The sequence below is a fragment of the Sphingobacterium sp. B16(2022) genome (genome assembly GCF_012030425.1).
Taxonomy (GTDB): Bacteria; Bacteroidota; Bacteroidia; order Sphingobacteriales; family Sphingobacteriaceae; genus Sphingobacterium; species Sphingobacterium anhuiense.
This window is the reverse complement of sequence record NZ_JAAUVN010000005.1, coordinates 323,655-346,113: the sequence shown is the minus strand read 5'-3', so window position 1 is coordinate 346,113 and position 22,459 is coordinate 323,655. Positions and strand designations below refer to the sequence as shown.

At 37.6% G+C, this 22,459-nt stretch carries 13 protein-coding genes and 1 tRNA gene; 6 read left to right on the top strand and 8 right to left on the bottom strand.

Features of this window, described 5'->3' with window-relative positions; genetic code table 11:
* Positions 1–8 precede the first annotated feature (8 nt).
* The 4 genes from HCX49_RS22155 to HCX49_RS22140 form a co-directional block, all read right to left on the bottom strand.
* Positions 9–1,103: a sensor histidine kinase gene (locus HCX49_RS22155; RefSeq protein WP_168128175.1), complete on the bottom strand. Its 1,095-nt coding sequence runs from the start codon at positions 1,101–1,103 to the stop codon at positions 9–11.
* 74 nt (positions 1,104–1,177) lie between these two features.
* Positions 1,178–3,328, bottom strand: a complete 2,151-nt coding sequence (locus tag HCX49_RS22150; protein WP_168128174.1) for a 7TM diverse intracellular signaling domain-containing protein — start codon at positions 3,326–3,328, stop codon at positions 1,178–1,180.
* 1 nt (position 3,329) lies between these two features.
* Positions 3,330–4,100 (bottom strand): methyltransferase domain-containing protein, encoded by a 771-nt coding sequence (locus HCX49_RS22145; RefSeq protein WP_168128173.1) that lies wholly within the window; start codon positions 4,098–4,100, stop codon positions 3,330–3,332.
* Positions 4,101–4,109: 9 nt separating this feature from the next.
* Positions 4,110–4,922, bottom strand: coding sequence for a hypothetical protein (locus tag HCX49_RS22140; RefSeq protein ID WP_168128172.1), 813 nt, complete (start codon positions 4,920–4,922; stop codon positions 4,110–4,112).
* Between the two features lie 673 nt (positions 4,923–5,595).
* Here HCX49_RS22140 and HCX49_RS22135 point away from each other — a divergent pair.
* From HCX49_RS22135 to HCX49_RS22110, 6 genes are all read left to right on the top strand, one after another.
* Complete coding sequence (locus HCX49_RS22135) at positions 5,596–6,279, top strand: response regulator transcription factor (protein ID WP_021189661.1); 684 nt, start codon at positions 5,596–5,598, stop codon at positions 6,277–6,279.
* Positions 6,276–7,643, top strand: coding sequence for a sensor histidine kinase (locus HCX49_RS22130; protein WP_132843163.1), 1,368 nt, complete (start codon positions 6,276–6,278; stop codon positions 7,641–7,643). Before HCX49_RS22135 ends, HCX49_RS22130 begins: the two co-directional genes overlap by 4 nt.
* 371 nt (positions 7,644–8,014) lie before the next feature.
* Positions 8,015–9,148 (top strand): efflux RND transporter periplasmic adaptor subunit, encoded by a 1,134-nt coding sequence (locus HCX49_RS22125; protein ID WP_168128171.1) that lies wholly within the window; start codon positions 8,015–8,017, stop codon positions 9,146–9,148.
* 208 nt (positions 9,149–9,356) lie between these two features.
* Entirely contained in the window at positions 9,357–12,443 is a 3,087-nt protein-coding gene (locus tag HCX49_RS22120) for an efflux RND transporter permease subunit (RefSeq protein WP_168128170.1), read from the top strand.
* Between the two features lie 24 nt (positions 12,444–12,467).
* Positions 12,468–13,766 (top strand): TolC family protein, encoded by a 1,299-nt coding sequence (locus tag HCX49_RS22115; RefSeq protein ID WP_168128169.1) that lies wholly within the window; start codon positions 12,468–12,470, stop codon positions 13,764–13,766.
* A gap of 227 nt (positions 13,767–13,993) precedes the next feature.
* A tRNA-Lys gene (locus tag HCX49_RS22110) sits at positions 13,994–14,066 on the top strand.
* 295 nt (positions 14,067–14,361) lie between these two features.
* Here the strand turns inward: HCX49_RS22110 and HCX49_RS22105 are convergent.
* From HCX49_RS22105 to HCX49_RS22090, 4 genes are all read right to left on the bottom strand, one after another.
* Entirely contained in the window at positions 14,362–16,530 is a 2,169-nt protein-coding gene (locus HCX49_RS22105; protein ID WP_168128168.1) for an IPT/TIG domain-containing protein, read from the bottom strand.
* A 121-nt stretch (positions 16,531–16,651) separates the two neighbouring features.
* Positions 16,652–19,966 (bottom strand): carboxypeptidase regulatory-like domain-containing protein, encoded by a 3,315-nt coding sequence (locus tag HCX49_RS22100; RefSeq protein WP_237682873.1) that lies wholly within the window; start codon positions 19,964–19,966, stop codon positions 16,652–16,654.
* Positions 19,967–19,996: 30 nt separating this feature from the next.
* Positions 19,997–20,995, bottom strand: a complete 999-nt coding sequence (locus tag HCX49_RS22095) for a fasciclin domain-containing protein (RefSeq protein ID WP_084825423.1) — start codon at positions 20,993–20,995, stop codon at positions 19,997–19,999.
* A 106-nt stretch (positions 20,996–21,101) separates the two neighbouring features.
* Positions 21,102–22,454 carry a fasciclin domain-containing protein gene (locus tag HCX49_RS22090; protein ID WP_168128167.1) on the bottom strand — a complete coding sequence of 451 codons (1,353 nt, stop codon included), beginning with the start codon at positions 22,452–22,454 and terminating at the stop codon, positions 21,102–21,104.
* Positions 22,455–22,459: the final 5 nt, after the last annotated feature.

Here is a 22,459-nt window from a genome sequence, read left to right as displayed (position 1 = left end):
ACCTAAATTCAATAAGTTTTTTTGCTTGGAACAACAATTTTAAAAGTTGTTCCAACTCCAACTTCAGATTCAACATCAACTGTACCCTGTAATTTAAGTAGCGCACTTTTCACGTTATAAAGACCAAATCCCATACCCTCAGCTTGGTCACTTGCTCTAAAAAACAATTTGAAAATATCATTGATATAGTCTGAAGAGATTCCTATCCCGCAATCACTTACTTTCAGCGTTGCATTTCCATCAGAAACTTCGACAGATAATTTAACAAATTTATTTTCACAATCCTTTCTTTGATATTTAAAAGAATTAGAAAGCAGATTATGTAAGATTAATTCCAAGACAGTCTTATCGCAAATAAATTCTTCTTTTTGATCAACACTGATTATAAATTCTACATCATTATTCCGAACAGACATATTATAGAATGCTTGAATATCATTAAAAAGTTCTCTGAAATTAATTGTAGATAGCATTAATTCGCCACGCCTCAATAAATAATAATCACGTAAGCTATCGATATATAAATCCAGTCTTGTCAACGAACCATCCATTAATCCCAATAACTCATGAATTTGATCGACCTGATCAAATTTTAACCCAAGTTTAACAGCTGATAGAACTCCAGTAAGTGGATCGCGAAGATCATGACTTACACTGTAAGCAAATTTATCCAGCTCATGATAAGCTTTTTCTAGTTCCTCATTTTTTATATCGAGCATAGAATTGGCTGTATAAAATTTATCAGCCTCTTCGATACAGGAAATCATTTCCTCCTCTATCCATGGTTTACGGACAAAACGGAATATATTTCCTTTATTAACAGCATCAATTACAGTCTCCATATCTGCATAAGCAGTTAATAAGATACGGATAGGTCTTGGAAAATCCCTCTTTATACGATCAAAGAAATCAATTCCTAACTCATTTGGCATGCGCTGATCACAGAATATGATTCTAATTTTAGGATTTTTAATCAATATTTCTTGAGCTTCAACTGTTGAAGAAGCGGTATGTATAACATAGCTATATCTAAAATTGGCTTTAAAACCAAATAAGTTATTTAATTCATCATCAATATATAGTATTTCTATATCTTTTATCATAATCTAATCATATAGCAGTAAATGCCACGCCTACAAAAATAAGAATATCCCTTACTTTAAAGATAAGGTTCCATTTAAATAATTTGTCGAATCGGAATAATTAATTTAAAAACGGTCCCCTCTCCGACTATAGAATCAACCACAATCTTTCCATTATGCTTGGCTATAGTATTATAAGCAATTGACATACCTAAACCTGTGCCCTCACCAACATCTTTAGTGGTAAAGAATGGTTCAAAAATTTTCTCTCTAATTTCTGAAGGAATCCCAATACCATTATCAGCAATACTAATATACATAAGTGACTCATCTTCAGTTAATCCTGTTTCTAACTTTAAAATTCCACCCGGATTATTTTGAAATTTCTTATTGATCGCATAAATCGCATTAGTCAATATATTTAAAAAAACTTGATTAAGTTTTCCTGCATAACATTCTATCGCTGGTAATTCACCGTAATTTTTATCAACTTCAATCCCCTGTTGTATTAAACTGTTTAGAATAACCATCGTAGATTCCAAACCCTCATTAATATCAGCAAATTTAAGTGTGTCCTCATCGACACGTGAAAAGATTCGAAGACTTTTAACGATCTCAGCGGTTCGATTGGCTCCCTCACTCATCCCTTTCAATAAGAAATCCACTTCAGTTCTGAGGTATTCCAGATCAATTTCTTCTTTATATGCTATAATACGAGATTGTTTTTCACTTAAGGTCAGTTCATCATCAAGTGCAACACTTTCCACTTCATCTAAAGTTTCCCAAATCATATTAATATCTCGCTTCAAAGGCGCAACACTTGAGGTGACGAAATTAATCGGATTATTAATTTCATGTGCTACACCAGCAGTCAATTGCCCTAAAGAAGCCATTTTCTCGGCCTCTACCAGTTGTGATTGCGCTTCTTTTAAATGTTTCAAAGTCGCTTGCAGCGACTCATTCGACTCTGTCAATTCGCTCGTTCGCTCTACAACTTTTTGTTCTAAAACTACATTCTGTTCACGAATAAGACGTTCATTTTCAAGTGAAGTGGCTAACTCATTAGCTTGGGATATTTCCTTCTCCCTTTTCAAGATATTAATTCTTGAAGCTAGTGCAAAAGAAAGTAATGCCATTTCAACAATTGATGCTAATCTAAAGGAATTACTTGTAAATAGATTATAGGGTAATATTCCATAGTCTTTTAAAAGAAATATCAAAGCTCCTGTTAGCAATATAAACCATGCTATAAAGAAATATCTAGCCGGTTGATACTGCTTTTTCAGTACATATAAAGAAGCTATAAATAAGATTATTGTTTCTAATGATGTTGCAGTCTGCATTAATTCAAATGCGAACTGGTGATAGCCAAAAATTAATAAAAGAAAGCTTGCTAAAAATAAAACAAGAAGTGCCAAGAGCATCTTGCGGATAGTCGGCGCATTTTTCTTAAGATTTAGAAATTGATTCGAAAAGAATAAAACGGCTATACTACTAGAGCATGCAAAAATAACGATGCTGACAGATTCCCATCCAGGCATAGTTGGCCATAAAAATTGAAAATTAAATCCGACTATTCCTAGCTGTGTAAGCCCTAAAAATGAGATATAAAGCACATAATACAAATATGCCAAATCTCTTACAGAAAGAAATAGGAAAAAATTGTAAATTGCCATTATCAACACCACTCCTAAAAACAGTCCTAATAAAATATTTTCTTTCCATAAATTTTCCCAAACTACATCAGGCTTCCCCACAGCTATCGGGAGTATAATTTGTTCGGAGCTTTTCACTCTTAAAAAATACTGTTTGCTTTCTGTTGGTTTTAAATTGAGATCAAAAATATAGTTTGGGCTTTGATAAGTTCTTTCTTTAAAATTTTTAAAACTCCCAAAATGTGCCAATGATCTAAAATTCCCTTCCTTATCCAAATCATACAGTTCCACTTCATCTAAAAGTGGATATGCAATATCCAAAAGGTAATGTGTACGTTGACTGAGATTTTCAATTTTAAATGCAACCCACACACTGAATTTACTAAGCCCTAGATTAGGGTTAGGGCTTTCACCTGGTTTAAATTTCTTTAATAATGTAGGGACCTCCTGCGGAGTCACCTCTCTATCTAATTTTAAAATGTGTAAATCAGAACCAGGCTCAAAAAATTCAAAATTATCAGTTAATTGAATTTGACTAAATAAAGGGATAGGTATTACTATAAAAAATAATATCAGTCGAAATAAATTCATACTATTTTACAGCCGAAGCAATTACAATATTCATGGAACAAGAAAAATAACCTTTTTGATCAGCATGTTTTTGAGATTCAATAAAACGATCTCTTTCAGTTGCTTCAATAATATTTAATGAAAACATTTCATCAATCATTTTATCAATCCATAGATATTTACATGCATCATCATAATTTCTTAGTACAAAGGGAAAAACTTCAATTGTTATCTGCGAAAAGCCCATTTTATTTAGATAAGTGGTCAAGGATTGTGCAGCTCTACCGTTATTTACTTTTTGTTGGGTTAAATAACCGTTTAATTTATCAGCAATCGCACTATCGCCATTATAAAATGATAGACTATTCCAATCAGATTCCACCACAACAACAATACCTTTATCCTTTAATATACGGTGTGTTTCTTTGAAAAGATTTAATGGTTCTCCAATATGTTGGACTAAACGTTCCATCCGAACACCATGAACAGACGTTTCCGCTAAAGGTACTTCAAGTACATTTGATACTAAAAATTTAACATTTGATTCATCTTGTATAGCAGCTTGGCCCGCAGTGATCATTTCCGGATCGTGATCTATACCAATAAATTCAAATTTATTAGTATTAAACATACGGCTCATATTAAGGACATCCTGTCCAGAACCGCAGCCTAAATCAACAATCGTTCCTCCCTCAGGGATATCATTAAAATAGGTATAAGATTTTTGTTTAACTCCACTCAATATTTTCAGTGTCTCAGTTAAATAGTCTAGATTATAATGTTTTTCGTACATTTTATATTATCAAAGTATATTGAGATTATTCTCATCAAAAAAATCATTGTTAGTTTTCTGTTTGCTCATCTGCTTGATGACTTCACTCAAGTTCCATCGGTCCATGTTATCCAGTTGCAACATATAATGTATCTCAATCTCCTTGGAGCGCAATTCCTCAATTCTAACAACATTTCCACGATTACGTAATTCTAAAATAGCCTTTCTATCTTCTTCAGAAGCTAATTCAAGATTATTAACGTCATCTAGAATCATCGTTGTTGCAAGAAGATCCAGCTTAGGATAATAAAATGTGCCGTTATTTCCAACCCCACTTTCCAAACGATAGCCCACACATTTTGTTAAATTAATCGTGTATGGAGCACATAAAGCAAATAATGATTTTATACCTATTTGTGGTGCAATTGCAATTGCAGCTCTAGTTAAAAAAATACTTCCAATACCATAGCCCGCAATTTCCCTTGAATTCCATAGCCCACAGCCCTCGCCTGTACCTTCTTGTGCATAGTCCCATACCAAATCAAAGATTTTAGCGTCCATGTTTCCTGTCGCCTCCTCGATAGGAAGAGGTTGGGATCCTCCTGAAACATGTATCCTTGCACCTCCGTATACATTTTCTCCATCCAGAGATTCTACAATCAAAACGAAAGCAGCAGGGTTATACATCCAATCATTTTTGGATGATGTAACTTTTTTCACACCTATGGCCGTTAAAACATGTGCATGTCCCTCTATAAAACGTTCGCAAGTTTTAGGATCATCGATTGCACGAAACGCTCTTAACCTGACCACAGGACGTCCCTCTTTAAATATTAGTGCCATGGACAGTTAATTATTCGATTAAGATTCAAAAATAATCAATATAATCAAAAGCTGTTCACTATATATAAAAATATTAAAAATGAACTATTTTATTGAATTCTAAATCATTAAAAACCTAAAATTGTATAGCGTAATTAGAATATAAATTTGGTAGGCCCTTAAATATTATTTTTTGAAATAAACTCAATTTAATTGTTTTTTTGTATCTTTTTCAAATTCAAATTTCATTAGATTATATCAATAATGCATTTTGCGATAAAGGAGTTTCGAAGTCATAATTTTATTCATTCGACATTTTGAAATTACTTTGTTGCAACAAATCAAAGTTACTGAAATCATATATGAAATTTCCATATAGATCATCAAAAACACCTTAAAAGTTAATTTAAGATAACTATGTGTTACATAACACTTTCTTCTGAATAATAATTTTATTAAAATCTAGTCCAAAACAACTTTTCAATTCAACACGGATTTAGAATATACATGAACTATTATAATCTCCATATAGATAAGAGACCAAGGTTACCTGCTTATGGTATTTTACGATAATAACATCTTAAATGGTAAGTTTGTATTTATTAAACCATCATGTGTTTAGCGCGCCATAGTAAAAAACAGTTTATGAATTAAATATCGATGATGGTTTCAACTGATAAATAACGTATACTCCATGAAAATATTAATTATAGAAGATGATCAGCGCGTAGCAGAACTCATAAAGAGAGGACTGGATGAACAGGATTTTGAAACCGTATTAGCTTATGATGGATTATCAGGTAAAAAGCTTTTTTCCCAAGATCATTTTGACTTAATCATTACGGATATCATCTTACCCAAGCTGGATGGTTTAGACCTTTGTAAGCAAATCAGACAAATAAATCCAGATCTTCCAATCATTATGCTGACAGCACTAGGAACTACAGATGATAAAATAGAAGGGTTCGATGCCGGAGCTGACGATTATTTAGTAAAGCCATTTGAAATGCGCGAACTTTTAGTCCGTATTAGAGCATTATTAAAGCGTCGTCAAAAAACAACTGGTAATCTCAATTTTGTTTTACACTTTGAAGATCTCGAAATGAATCTACATACCAAAATTGTAAAACGTAGTCAGCAAGAGATTAATTTAACACCTAAAGAGTTTAAACTGCTGGAATACCTGATGCAAAATCCCAACAGAGTATTGTCTCGGGTCGAAATTGCAGATAAAGTGTGGGAAACCCATTTTGATACCGGCACGAACTTCATCGATGTATACATCAACTACCTCAGAAAAAAAATAGACCGTAATTTTGACAAGAAACTCATCCATACAAAATCCGGAATGGGTTTCATTTTGAAAAAAGAACTATGAAAATAAGAACACGTCTAGTTTTTCTATTTACCCTCATTACAGCAATTATTCTTAGTTTGTTTGCTACTGTAATCTATCTATCTGCAAAGGAAAACAGACAGATAGAATTTTACAATCTACTCCAAAAAGAAGCGATCACCAAAGCCAATCTTTTTCTAAATGCTCATGTAGACAAAAAGATTTTGCAAGATATCTACCATAATAATAGAAAAATATTGAATGAGGTTGAGGTTGCTATTTATGATACCAAATTTGATTTAATCTATCATGACGCTGTGGATATCGATTTTGTCAAAGAAACAAAACCTATGTTTGATGAAATTTACCAAAAAGGTGAAATCAAATTTTATCAGCAGGACTGGCAAGTTATAGGTCTTCAGTATGTTTATCAAGGTAAAAGATATATTGTTACTGCGGCCGCTTATGACCAATATGGTTATAGTAAACTCCATAATTTATTAAATAATAGCATTATTGTTTTTATTATTTCAATTTTGTTTATTCTCGTAGCAGGTATTTTTTTCTCTAAGAAAGCATTTGAACCTGTTCGTGCCATGAGTGAAAAAGCACGAAATATTTCTGCTACCAATCTTGATCTACGTTTATCAAATAATGACAATAAAGATGAACTATCTGAGCTTGCCGATACCTTCAACGATATGTTGGATCGCTTAGAAAACTCATTTGACGCACAGAAACATTTTGTATCGAACATCTCTCATGAATTACGCACACCACTTGCGGCTATTATTACTGAACTGGAATTATCAATGAGTAAGGATCGAGGGATAGACGATTATAAGAACGCAATTAATCATGCATTAAATGACTCAAACAAATTGGCCCGTTTGTGCAATAGCCTCCTTGATCTAGCAAAAGCTAGTTACGATCCTGCCGAAATTGCATTTAAACCCATACGAGTGGACGAGCTTTTGTTAGATGCCAGACAACAGGTTAAAAAAACCAATCCCGAATATAAAATTGACATACACTTTGATGACGATTTTGAAAACGACAATCAAATCTCCATAAATGGTAATGAATACTTGTTAAAAGTGGCCTGTAGCAATCTTTTCGAAAATGGTTGTAAATTCTCTATCCCACCTCGTTGTACTGTTTCTGTTCTATTTGACAGCCAAAATATAGTGCTAAAATTTGTTGATTTAGGAATTGGAATTGCAACAGAAGATCTACCACAGATTTTTAGTCCATTTTATCGTGGTAAAAACAAAGACTATACTTATGGACACGGCATTGGACTTGCATTGACACAAAAAATTATTGCACTGCATAATGGCAACATCTCGGTCATTTCAAAAGAGAATGAAGGAACAACTTTCATCTTAACCTTACCACATTGCTAATGATTTAACGCAGTTCGACCACTTAAACAGACCTAACTGCCAAACAAATTATTACAGCCCAGTCGTAATCCAAAAAATGCTATGCTTTAATTTCTCTATAAATTATAGCCATACAACACTTCAATCAGCTTAACCCTATCTTGAGCACCATCAAACTCAAATATTAAAACAAATTGATCAAAATCTGCTCTGCTAAGCTGAGCATCTCGTAAATCATTCTAATAATTTTCTAATAATTTTCTATTCGTCTTCTAACTGCTATACTCCTACAACCTAAGCACCTTTGCAATGTTCAAAAACAGCGATAAAGATGCTCCTCATGGAGAAATATCACTTAGGCACAAATAAATGTTAATTTAAAATTCTTGGCGATGAAAACCACAATTACAAAAAAACATAGTCACTTAATACAGATTCTCATCATTTCTGTACTTTCTCTTAGTCTAATGGGATGTCATACAAAAGTTGATGAAGAAATTACTGAAGATTTCACACAAAAAGGTGATACCATTCAAGTCCAAGGAAAGGTAAAATCACAATTAAAGACATGTACTGTTCTCAAACAAGCACATCAACTGGAGCTCATTACAGCCGGGACAGTGAAAGCTATTCCAAATCTCTATGCTGAAATCGGTTCTCCATTTTCAGGACGTGTTTCAGCAGTACATCTCAAATTAGGAATGAAAACAAAACCTGGAACTCCTCTTTATGAACTGATATCTCCGGAATTTATTGAAACTCAAAAGCTATACTTTCAGGCAAAAACAGCTTATCAAAATGCTAGATTGATTCTAAAGCGACAACAAGATCTTAAACAACATGGTGTAGGAACTGATAAAGATGTCGAAGAGGCCAGGGCCCAGTACGAAATTACAGAGAAAGAATATCAAAATACGTCTGCTTCGCTTAGATTCTTCAATGTAGATACTGAAAAACTAGTTTTAGGACAGCCAATTATTATCCGATCGCCTATTAGTGGTGAAGTTATCAGCAATGACATTGTTCTGGGACAATACATTAAATCGGATGATTTACCCCTTGCTAAAGTAGCCGAACTGAACACTGTCTGGGTAGTTGGAATGGTTAAAGAACAAAATCTAAACCTTATAAATAAATTAGATTTAGCCGAAATTGCTACAATAGCCTTTCCTGATGATAAGATAAAGGGAACCATTTATCACATCGATGAAATTGTAAATGAAGATACCCGAAGTGTCCAAATACTTATTGAATGTCACAATCCCGATCGTTTATTAAAACCAGGCATGTATGTGAATGTCAACTTTACTAAAAAAGCTTCTGATGCTGCGTTCATTCCTGCAAAATCCTTACTACAATATAATGATCAAAGCTATGTGTTCTTAGCAATTGGGAAAGATAAATATCTCAGACGCTACGTCGAAACAGGTATCACAGATAAAGATCAGGTACAGATTTTATCAGGTCTGCAAGCAGGAGACAATATTATCAGTGAGGGTGCATTTTATCTATTAAATGCAAAATAAATAGTATTTCGAAGAAAGTTTATTCACATAAAATCATAAAAACTGCTGGTACATTCTCAAGTATATCATTCCAATGAAATCAATTACGCTGTGAATTGCATTTGGAGATCTATTGAAATAAGTCTAGCTATGAAAACATCGCTGAAAAGCTAAGATAAATTAATGACTTTCTGATTGGTGCATCGCAACTTTAATCAACTCTATTCTAATGAAAAATATATTCAACAATACTATAGCCAAACGTTGGTTGGTCTTGGCTCTTTTTATTCTATTAACCTTTTTTGGATATTATTCTTGGACACAGCTTTCCATTGAAGCGTATCCTGATATAGGCGATGTAAGTTCTCAGATTGTGACACAAGTACCTGGACTTGCTGCAGAGGAAGTAGAGCAGCAAATTACTATTCCGATAGAAAGAGCTATCAATGGTTTACCAGGTATGCACGTTATGCGGAGTAAAAGTACTTTTGGACTGTCTATGGTTACAATTGTTTTTCAAGATGGAACAGACGATTATTTCGCACGCGCCCGTATTCAAGAACGGTTGACGGATCTGGAACTGCCTTATAACGCAGCCGCAAATCTTGACCCTTTAACTTCTCCAACAGGAGAAATATTTCGGTACATCATCGAAAGTAAATCACATGATCTACGCGAACTCACCGATCTGCAGACATTTGTCATTATACCCCGTATCAAGCAAGTGTCTGGAGTAGTTGATGTTACAAATTTTGGAGGTATTACGACACAATTTCAAGTTGAGATTGATCCCATTAAACTGGAACAATATGGTCTAGCCCTAAGCGAGGTAGTGAACAAAATTGAAACAAACAACACCAATGCAGGTGGAAGTGTTATGAATAGAGGAGACCAATCTTACGTCATTAGAGGAATCGGACTTCTCAGGACATTGGAAGACATCGGAAATATAGTAGTTAAATCCCGACAAGGAACAGCTATTTTCATGAAAGATATCGGTCAGATCAAATACGGAAATCTTGAAAGAAAAGGCGCTTTAGGCTATTCTGATAAACGTGGAGCAAACTATTCCGACAATATTGAGGGAATTGTGCTATTACTTAAAGGCCAAAACCCTTCTGTCGTTTTAGAGGGCGTCAATCAAGCTATTGATGAATTAAACAATACCATCTTACCTGCGGGAGTACAGATTCATCCGTTCATGGATCGTACTCAACTTGTAGAAACAACCTTAACTACCGTTTCCCACACCTTATTAGAGGGAATGGGTTTGGTTATTATTGTACTCATCATATTCCTTGGTAGCTGGCGTGGAGCGCTGTTAGTTGCTATTACCATACCTATCGCTCTGTTGACAGCTTTTATCCTGATGCACTTTACGCATGTTCCGGCTAACTTGTTGTCATTGGGTGCCATCGATTTTGGTATTATAGTCGATGGGGCCATTGTCATGATGGAAGCTATCTTGAAAAAAAGAGAAGAGAATGAAGATGAACAACTCACAGAATTAGGTATTGCTTCTATTGTAAAGCAAATGGCTAAACCCATATTTTTTGCAACAATCATTATAATCACGGCTTATATTCCCCTATTTGCATTTGAACGTGTAGAAAAAAAGTTATTTACTCCTATGGCTTTTACAGTAGGTTATGCATTGTTGGGTGCGTTAATAGTTGCTCTATTCCTAATACCTGGACTCGCTTATGTTGTTTATCGTAAGCCTCAAAAAGTATATCACAACAAATGGTTAGAAAAATTAACTGTAGGATATCACAGACAAATCCAGCATTTATTAAAGCGTCCAAAGAGAGTATTCATGCCTTTAATAATCATTTTTGCAGGTGCAATCATATTAACATGTACTGTTGGTAAAGATTTTCTGCCTCCCTTAGATGAAGGATCCATCTGGTTGCAAGTATCACTGCCTCCCGGAATCACAGTTGAAAAATCAAAGGAAATGAGTGATTCACTACGTGCGCGAACACTTCAATATGATGAGGTTACATATGTGATGATCCAAGCAGGTCGCAATGATGATGGTACAGATGCATGGACTCCCTCTCATTTTGAATGCAGTGTTGGCTTACTTCCTTACAAACAGTGGAAAAATGGGAAAACCAAAGCTGATCTAATTGAGGAATTGGCTGCTGAATACAAACAGATGCCCGGATATGACGTTGCTTTTTCACAACCAATGATTGATGGAGTGATGGATAAAATTGCGGGGGCGCATAGTGAGCTCGTCGTTAAGATATATGGAGAAGACTTTAAGGAAATCCGAAGAATAGCAGATGAGGTCTTGATTACGTTGCGAAAAGTAAAAGGTGCTGTAGATTTAGCGATCGATCAAGAACCTCCATTGCCGCAACTACAGATAAAAGCAGACCGTTATAAAATAGCACAATATGGTTTAAATGTCGCCGATGTCTCCGACCTTATTGAAACAGCTATCGGCGGAAAAGCGGTTTCCCAAATATTTCAAGAGGGAAAGGTATACGATATTATCTGCCGTTATCATGAAGCAAGTCGCAATACCCCTGAAAAAATAGGAAATCTAATGTTGACAAATGAATCCGGAGCCAAAATTCCCCTATCACAAGTAGCGACAATAAAACTCAATACCGGAGAAAGCACAATCGCTCGTGAGATGAATAAGAGACATTTGACAGTGCGGTTAAATCTACGCGGAAATGATCTTACTTCCTTTCTCAAAGAAGCACAAGCTAAAATTGAAAAAGATATCAAATATGACCACAACGACATAAAAATAAAATGGGGCGGTCAATTTGAAAATCAAAATCGCGCATATCAGCATTTGGCTATTATTGTTCCTATGGCACTAGCATTAATGTTTATACTACTATACGGCGCTTTTGGAAGCTTCTCACAAGCCGGGTTATTGATGAGTGTTGTACCGCTTGCCATATTTGGAGGTATGCTTGCATTAAATATTCGCGCTATCACCCTCAATGTATCTTCAGTAGTCGGATTTATAGCACTCTTTGGTGTTGCAATTCAAAATGGTGTACTGATGATCACACAGTTCAATGCATTAAGAAAAAAAGGGTATGCTTTAAAAGAAGCCGTAATAGAAGGCGCTCAACATCGTTTCAGACCAGTAATCATGACTGCCACTGTAGCCATCTTGGGGCTTCTTCCTGCTTCATTGGCCACAGGTATTGGATCTGATGTTCAAAGACCATTAGCAACTGTCATTGTTTACGGATTATTCTTCGCTACCGTGATAACCCTCTATGCATTGCCATCATTATATTATCTATTAGAGAAAATAAATGCAGACAAAAAACATAATTAGTTTTCATCTCAAAAATACCATCACATGTTACGTCTTAAAAACATCCATAAAAAACACTTTCTACTATTATATTTTACTTTAGTCTTAAGTGTAATTACTCAAGCTCAGATTGACGCAGATATTCAAAAAGAGATTACTTATCCCGATTTTATAAAAGCTGTTGCTCAAAATAACATAGCTTATGCGGCAGAAAAGTTAAATATCAATATTGCTGAAGCAAATATTGAAAAATCCAAAATAATTCCTGATCCAGAATTTACCGCTGATGTATTTAATAACGACCAGCATAAGATGAAGATGGGGTACGGATACAATATCGGACTGGACTGGACCCTCGAACTTGGCGGAAAACGGAAAGCACGCGTTGATCTGGCAAAAAGTGAATCTGAACTTAGCAAATATATATTGCAGGATTACTTCAGGAATCTCCGAGCCGATGCTACTGTACAATATTTAACCGCAATCCATCATGAGCAACTGATGAAATTAAAGTTCAATTCCTATGAAACGATGGATGAACTTGCAAAATCGGACAGTTTACGTGCCAAATTAGGTACAATTACTGCTATTGATGCCAAACAAAGTAAACTTGAGGCTAAATCCATATGGAATGAAGCAGTTCAGTCCATCGGAAATTGGAAAGGATCGTTGAGTAGCCTCAATTTACTGATGGGGAGTAAACATGCTGTACTTACACAGATGGCATTGGTGAATTTTTCTACATTTGACCGGTCTTTTTATCTTGATGACCTTATAGTCCATGCACTATCAAACCGTGCAGATCTACTGTATGCATTACAAAATAAAGATGTGTCAGAAAAAATGATCCGTCTTACAAAAGTAAATCGGGTACTAGATTTAGGAATAACGACAGGTATTACGCGCAATGCAGAAGCCCGCAATGAGTTAGCTCCCAGTCCAGCTTTCACTTCATCAAATTTTGGAATAAGAATTCCTTTGAAATTTTCAAATCATAGGAAAGGAGAACTTAAGGAGGCATTTTATACTGCCCAACAAGCTGGATTACAACATCAAGAGATTGAACTACAGGTGCAAACAGAAGTTAAGCAAGCATTTTATAACTATGAAGCGACTCAAAAGCAACTCCAGCAGTTCAACAGTGGTATTCTTGACGATGCTAAAGCTATCTTAACGGGGAAACTCTACGGCTACAAACGAGGTGATTCTAGTTTACTTGAAGTACTCCATGCACAGAGAACCTATATTGAAGTTCAACAAAATTATTATGAAATACTGTTTAATAATGCCCATGCTCTCGTTATATTGGAACAATCCGCAGGTATTTGGGATATACTTTTTTAGAAAAAAAACAATTTTATGTGTGTTTAAAAAATATTAATATGGATAATCAGAAGCATATTTTAATGAAATATGCTCCCAGAAAGCAACAAAAATCCTAGATAAAAAAAATATTCTCCCTCAAAATAAAGGATTTAAGGAATATTCGCAAGATATACTTGGCATATCTCAGGGATTTTTCTACCTTTGCATCACTCCAAACAACGAAGGAAACTTCAAAAAAAGAGTAAGATTCCGTAGCTCAGCTGGTAGAGCAATACACTTTTAATGTATGGGTCCTGGGTTCGAATCCCAGCGGGATCACAAAAAGCTTCACAGAAATGTGAAGCTTTTTTTATTTCGGCTAGATTCGAAAGAAGCCTCGATCGGGTTCGATCTAGTGGAGGCTCAAGCTAGTGTGCGGGGTGGAACTGAGCCAACTTTCTATCTCAGGGTAGAGTTTGTGGTAGCAGAGTTAATAAAACCATCGATAAAGTAATTTTAATATATGACTGAATATCAAGTAATGGTTATAGAACAAAAATACAATCTAAGAAAGTGAACGTACGTTCACTTTCTTAGATTGTATTACCTTTTAATATTAATTATAATTTCGCTCCTATTTCAAGAAAACCTTCCGGATTGCTTTATTGTCCGGATCCAAGATATAAATATTACCATTCTTGTCTACCGCCATATCGGCCAAAGCTCCAAAGCGTGACTCTACTAAAGATCCATCTATATATCCACGGTTGTTCGCCTTGAAAATAGTGGATACCTTTCGAGTTGCTACATCAATTTCTCGTAATGCATAATTAAAGTTATCCGTAGCGTACATGGTATTACCTCCAAAAAGGACAATACTACTAATCCCCTGAAAGCGTGCAGCACTTCCAATACCATCCGCATAGCCTGCCTCTGAAAAACCGATCCATGCATTCATCGTTATACCATCAGCTCCCCTACGCATCAAACCATTCCCACTGATGGCATTTTGATCTGGGTAGTAGTAATTTCCTAAAGCATCCACCACGGTGCGGGTTGTCACCCAACCTGTGCCATTAAGTTTACTATAATTTCCTGTTGGATTGACCTTATTGACTCCTGCAGCAAATCCATTGATATTGACATACAGATTTCCAGCATCGTCAATACTCATATGCCCGGGTGCAAATCCCGAAGTGTGGACCGAACGTTGACCAGCTGATGTAATCTTGATCACCTGATTGGTTCCCTGATCACTCACATACATGGTATTCTGCTTATCGATGACGATGCCATAAGGTTTGACAAAAACCGCATCGGCTCCATTGACCTGCAAAATTGAAACAGCTCCCGAAGGCGTTATTTTTTTCACCTGTTTATTATTTGTATCGGTTACATAGATATTGCCCTGCTGGTCGGTAGCAATGGCAGACATATATCCTGCAAAAGTATTACTGTTAGGTCCACCCGCCAAAGTCATCACACCTGCTCGTTTAAACAATTGCGGAGCGAGGGCTTCCTGCCCGCCAACAACCACTTTCACATTTCCAGTGCTTAATCCTAGAGGTGCTTCAAGTACTAAACTATTCTCCGTCGCTGTTTTTACCAGCGCTGATACGCCATTGAAATACACTTTATTTTCAGATGCTGTTGTGCTAAAACCTGTGCCTCTAATCGTCACACTGGTACCAGTCAATCCGTTGTCTGGTGTCATCGCAGTAATCCCCAGATTTTGATCTTTAAACTGTGGACCATTACTCACCTGATCGTTCACCACAACACGGATAACGCCTGACCCAGTACCTCCTGGAACGGTTAGTTTCAGTTCCGTTTCATTAGCTGAGGTCAACGGTATCAATATATTGTTGATATATACTTGGTTTTCATCCAACTCTTTACTAAATAAAGATCCACTAATCGTCATTTGTGCCCCCTTTGGACCACTTAGCGGTGTTACAGTTTGAATAACAGGTTTATCCACAACGGTAAAAGATGGACCTATTGTTTTTTGGTTATTGATATTAACCGATAAAGGACCTGTTGTTACTCCATCTGGAACCTTTACGACCAAACGCTCTGGGGTAGATTCAACGACAAGAGCTTTCTTACCATTAAATTCAACAATATTATTGGTAGTCAGTTGCTCAAAACCTTCTCCTGAGATCACTACACGTGTATCTTTCCCTCCTGTCAAAGGTTTGATACCCTTTATTGCCTGATAAGTGAAGGTTTGCCCTTTTGCATTCATCCCATCCACCTTAACAATTACAGATCCAGAACCAGCCTCATTGGGCACTTCTGCTACGATCAGCGTATCACTAATGCTGACGACCAAAGCTTTTTTTTCATTAATAAAGACTTCCGCCGGATTACTGACACTTCCAAATCCAGTACCTCCAATGCGTATTTGAGAACCAGCAGGACCATTTGCAGGAAATACTTGCCGAACACTTAAATCTTGATAGGTATATGTACCTACATCCATGATCTGGTTATTATAGCTCAACACCAATTTACCTGTATTCCCACCTGTGGGCATACGAACCACTATAGCTGTTGCAGTCGCACTGATCACAGTGGCATCTTTACCATTTACTGTTGCTTTATACGCTTCAAGTGTTGTACCAAATCCCTCTCCTGCGATGGTGACAAGCGTCCCCTCTTTTCCTGAATTTGGATAATACTGCGTTATTTTCACTGCTGTCTCAGGAAGTATACCTTCCTTCTTTTCACAACCTGCAAAACCTGCAAGTATCAAAATAAAAAGGATGATACCGAGGCTATATTTTGTCCATATTTTCATGACTTTCATTTTTTATTTAATCATATGGAATATCCATATACTATCTTTTTTCATTATTATCCTCCTCACCGTTCAGGTCATTACCGTCATTAGGAGTTAAAATCCCATAAACTGCAAGAACCTAAAATGTATACCGAACCCCTAATTGAATCTGTGCTCTTGAATTGAAATAATCAATACTATAGGTTTGTCCAGGTTCATTGAACGTAAATACGGGCCAGTTTCCATTATTTTGCTGTGGTGGAAACAAGGTCGGTGTCAAACCCACGCTACTTGTCGAATTGAATGTATTAGGAGAAAAATACTGTACTCCCCACTTTTTGTACAGCAGGTTTGTCACATTGACCACATCGGCAGAAATCGTAATAAACTGTCCTTTTTTAGTGCTCACAGGCAAATCATGCGCAATGCGGAGATCCGCTTGCACATTCCAAGGTGTACGTCCCCTATTACGTTCCGTAAAATCTCCTCTTCTGCTGCTGAGATAAGCATTGCCATCGATGTACTTGTTAAATGCTTCAGCTTGTTGTACCGCCGTGTTTCCACTAGGAATATCTTTAAAATAACGGATTGCTTCCTCCGGATTTGGTACATAGACTAAACTCACCTGTTGTGGTAATCCTTGAATACTGTTGTTTACTATGCCATAAGTAAAGGGAGAGCCCGATTGTGCACTGATAAACAAGGTGATGTTTGTTTTTCCAGCCGTTCGCCAATAATGATCGTAACTGATACTGGAAACGATGCGGTGGCGGATATCAAAATTACTATAGGCTAACTTTGGATTGTTTGGTATAAGCGATTGGTTCAGTTGCCAATTTGATTCCATAGAATTACGCACCCCGTTGCTCAAATCCTTTGATTCTCCGTACGTATAACTCGCTGTTCCATTAAAATTCTTCATTCGCTTGCTGATTGTCCCCGTGATGTTATAACGGTAGCCCTGATCGGTATTGCTCAATACATAAATATTCGAGAAACGATCATCAACCGCACCCTGATACACCGGTTGCTGTTGATGAATATCATAACCATAATAAAGTGGATTATCATGGACATTCAACTGTTGAAAGAGCACATCGCTGATATTTTTGGTATACAAACCTTCGACTGTAAACTTCCAGTTGTTCGCTGTTTCATAGTCAATACCCAGACTACCACGCAGTACCTGAGGCATTGTAAAGCCATTATCAACCAGATCAACCTGCGTTTTACCACTCTTCGGATCATTTACTACAGCTCCATTTGCGGCAATAAAATCGGCCAATCCATTGCGGCTGGGTTTAATCGCATCACTTCCCGGAGCAAAAGGTTTCTGATCTGCACGCTGATCAAAAGCACCATAGCTGTCCCCTGTATTATAATAAGCATATGCCAACCATGCAAAGGGAATACGTCCTGTAAAAAGTCCTGCTCCACCGCGTAATACTAAACTTTGATCTTCCAGCACTTCCCAACGGAATCCCACACGGGGTGAAAGCTGTACGCGATTAAGAAAATCATTTGAAATCCGAGACAAAGGCGTATAATTATAAGTTGTACCAAAGTACGGATCGGACTGTATATGACGAACCTTATCACTAAGCACAGGCATATCGGGCAACTGCGTAAAATCGGCACGTAAACCCGGTGTAACACGAAAATGATCACTTACTCTGATCTCATCCTGTACATAAAGACTGTACATATTGATTCCAAAATCTGCGGCAGGATTACCTAGAATATAATCCCGCGTATTGTTCTTGTAGTTGTAACTACCACGTACGCGATAAGGATTATTATTTAAAAAATCGTCAATACTATTATAGTCTACACGTCCATTCCAAGCATTCACAAAACCATAGCGAATACGGTAAAGCTCGTTATGCGTACCAAAAAGGAGTTTATGCCGGCCAAGGTTCCAGTTCAGATTTGCCGTTAGTTCCCATGTCCGCTGTTGCATATCAAAAATACTGGCTTCACGGTCAGTTCCCAGGTAAATTGTCGTACCTGGAGTACGTCCCTGAATCTGAACCTGTGGAAGAGTAGGGTCGCTCAACGGATCCCGTCTATCGTTTACTACGGTAAACCCCAGTACTGCATTAGCAGAAAGATTATTGCTAAAGCGGCTTTTCAATTCAGCTACTGTACTGCTTTGATTATTCGTTTGCTTAAACGCCATACTCGAAAAGCGGAAATCCTGTTGATCCCGGTCCATGTGAGTGGCACTGCTAAAAATCGTGTTATTACGAATGGCTAATTGATGTCTATCATTGATATTCCAGTCGATACGGTTAAAAAACTTAGTGGATTTTGACCAGTTTGTGTACTTACCGGCTGTACCTGCATCAAATACATCTCCATAGCGGCTACCCACTGCTGTAGCAATCGATTTGACATCATCCTCACTCAGAATATGGGCTGTCTCGGTAGTACCTGCATACAGTTGTGTAGGATCTTGACGACAGGTGATCTCTTCATTACTAAAGAAGAAAAGTTTATCTTTTATAATTGGAAAACCAATTCTAAATCCGGACTGGTAGTCATAAAAATCATGATCCATTTTACCGAGACTTCCCACACGGTCTTTACCCGTTAAAGCAGCATTGCGTCCATATCCATAGACTGAGCCTTCGATTTTATTGGTACCGCTTCGAGTTACGGCATTGACCGAACCTCCCGTAAAATTTCCGATTTTAACATCGTAGGGTGCCAGATAGACCTGCATGTCCTGTATGGCATCCATGGAGATCGGGTTGGTACGCGTACTGCTTCCAGCCATTCCTGAAGTCCCCGTCTGTCCACCCAAAGAGGGTGAAAAACCGATCGCATCGTTATTGACGGCCCCATCTACAGTGACGTTATTATACCTGAAATTAGTTCCTCCGAAACTATTGTCTCGACTTCCTTGTGGTGTCAGGCGGGTCACATCTGTAATCGAACGACTCACCGTAGGCATATTGCGCACTTGCTCAGCACTGATATTGCGCCCTGCGCCATACGTATCCACACGTTGTCTCTGCGAACGTCCAGTTACAGCAACTTCGGCCAAAGCTTGACTACCTTCCCGCACTTGTAAATTGAGTTCCTGTGCCGCACCAAGACGGATTTGAATATCCGTACGTGTATCACTTTGCATACCGACCATACTCACGGTCACCGTATAGGGTCCACCAATACGCAGATTGTTTAAGGTATAGCGCCCATCTTTATCGGTAGCGAGCGAATAGCGTGTCCCCGATGGGGTATGTACAGCCAGAATTGAAGCGCCTGCAACAGCATGCCCATCGACATGTTGCACACGCCCTGTTAAAGCACCAGATGTTTCCTGTGCAAAACCAGAGGTGCTCATAAAAAAGACGAGACACCATAAGGCAACTTGTATGTGTATCCTCCAAAGCATATCTTTCCCTGAAAATAGACCTGATCTGGGCTTCCTATTGATATAAATATTCATTTTAATTTCTTTTAGCTAATCCTAGTTTGATTATTGGGTAATCCGTAAACCGCCATCGATCACATGTAATACCCCATTTCCACTTAACATATCTTGTTTCAGTAATTTAATCTCTGAAGTATTCCCTATTCCACGTAAGCTGATCCCTTGAAAAGAATTAGGAGCATTTGGATTTGATACCAGTGAGATGGTGATGCTATTACCGTCCATCATGCCCTGTTGCGCCTTATTTGAAGCACCCGTACTCAGAATATAGTCGTATACAAAACGTCTATCCTTCACAATATGGTAGAGCAAAAAACTTCGGAGTTTGACCGGATCTGCCAACAGAATCTGCTGTACCGTACTATACCCTAAAGCTTGCATCGCTGCATTATTAGGAGCAAATACGGTATATGGACCCGCATCACTTATGGTCTGTAGAACTCCCGAAGTCTTTAAGGCTTGTGCAAACAAGGTGATACTGGGGTCAGCAGCAATAGCATTTCCAATCAAATCGTGCACATAGGGCGTCAGCACCCGATCTAAGACCTGAATCAGTCCATTGGATGCGGCGATGTTTTGAGCCAGTACACGTGAGCCGTTGAGCGTCAATACCGTATCCCCTCCCTTTAACCAATGGGTCGCATACATTTTTCCTCCGCGCGTGCGTAATTCCTGATTAAACAAAAAAGGAAGTTTATTTAACTCATATTTACCATCCAACATATGATAATGAGCAATTCTGCTGATCACTTTCGTATTTCCCGCCAAAACTGATACCGCATCGCCATAACCTGCTGCTGAAAAAGCCGCATCGGAAGGTGCCAATAAGGTATAGGGCCCTTCTCCGTCCTGTAAAACTTTATCCATGCCGCTTTTACGTAAAACAGCACTAAAACTAGACAGATTAAAGTTGTCGGCTATGACCAAATTGACCCTATTATTGTCATGACTATTCAGTACCTCGTCCTTTTTACATGAGGTAACCATGAAAGTTGCAAAAAGCAATATCCCCAATTGCTTATAATATCTTAGCTGTAGTTTCATCTATCGTTTATTAATCATGAGCTTACCAGCTCGTTTTGTTATTCAGCGTTCACCTGAAATCGTATCGATATCTTGTTATTTTTCAGTTTCCATACGATTTAAGCGTCTACTTTAATTTAAATCCCTTAGGCAACAGCAGATTGTCAGCAACATGTATCGGTCCATTGAGGGTATTGATATCTGTTTCGATGATCTGTACAGGTGTACCGCCACTTTCTTTTATGGTCATGGATAGCTTTCCATTGGATGCTGTAAAAGCGAAAGGATTTTTATAGGCATACTGCACCTGCGCATTTCCACCGATATTGACGTAATAATCCTGTAAGAAGTCTGCAGTCAGATCATTACTAAAAAATACCGTACTATTGGGATAGGCTAACCCATAACTAGGATCCTGGATCGCAAAAAAACGTCCCCAATCCCGATGATAGTTAACGATACTATCCAAAGGATAGCCACCAGTCGGTTGAAACGTTCCTTCATCAAAAAACACATGACCACGAGTCTCATTGAATTGAAGCATTTCTGCTACAGAATTAAATCCAGCATGCTTAAAGGCGGCATCTGTCGGAGCAAACCAAGTCGAAATGGTGATGTTGGGATCAGCATAATCGGGATTAGGTGTTGGTCCAATTAGCCATTTTTTTGTATAAGGCTCCCGCGCATCAGGAAAATTCTGCCAATATTCTTCAGGTGACATTTTATAGCCAAATAAAGGCTCCATTTGAGTCACCATCACTTCCACGAAAGCATCATCAGAAAGGCGTTGCAATTCGAGAAACATGGTAAAACGCCCATCCTGCTCCAAGGCTTCCAAAACAGTTTTTGTCGGTTTGGTAACGGTTTGCTCCAAAAAATAAAGTGCACCATTACGTGCCGGTTGATACTTCATTTTACCGGTTTTCTTTCCATTGATCAGCAATTGTTCATCGCGTATAGCCAGATAATGTTTGTAATAGTAGGGATCATATCGTTGGCCAAGACCTGATCCCACTCCACCTTCATAAAAAGGAACTCGTAAACCCGGATTCATCAGCATACTTTTTACAGGTAAACTATTATCTCGAAGTTCATCATGGGATATCATACCCAAAACCGTATAAAATAACAGGAGGCTGTCTACATCTGCCCGTGGCATTTGTGCAATCTTTGCTTCGGTCAGTCCCGATGCGATCATCGCCGCATTGTTGGGAACCAACAAGGTATAGGTTGTATTCCCTCCTTTTTCCTTGATTTTCTCCTCCATGCTGCTCTTTTTCCAAGCCGTATAAAATAATGTCGCATCCGGATTTTTACCTAATATTTCGGTAACACTCTCGGTCGCATCAGGTTTATACGGGACCTGCTCGCCTTCCGCTGCAGGCATAAACTCTGTTTTTTTACAGGCGGCAAATAACAGCGTCATGAGCAAGCCCATAAAGGCCAGCCTATATATTGTATTGATTTGTTGCATTTTCATCAGCA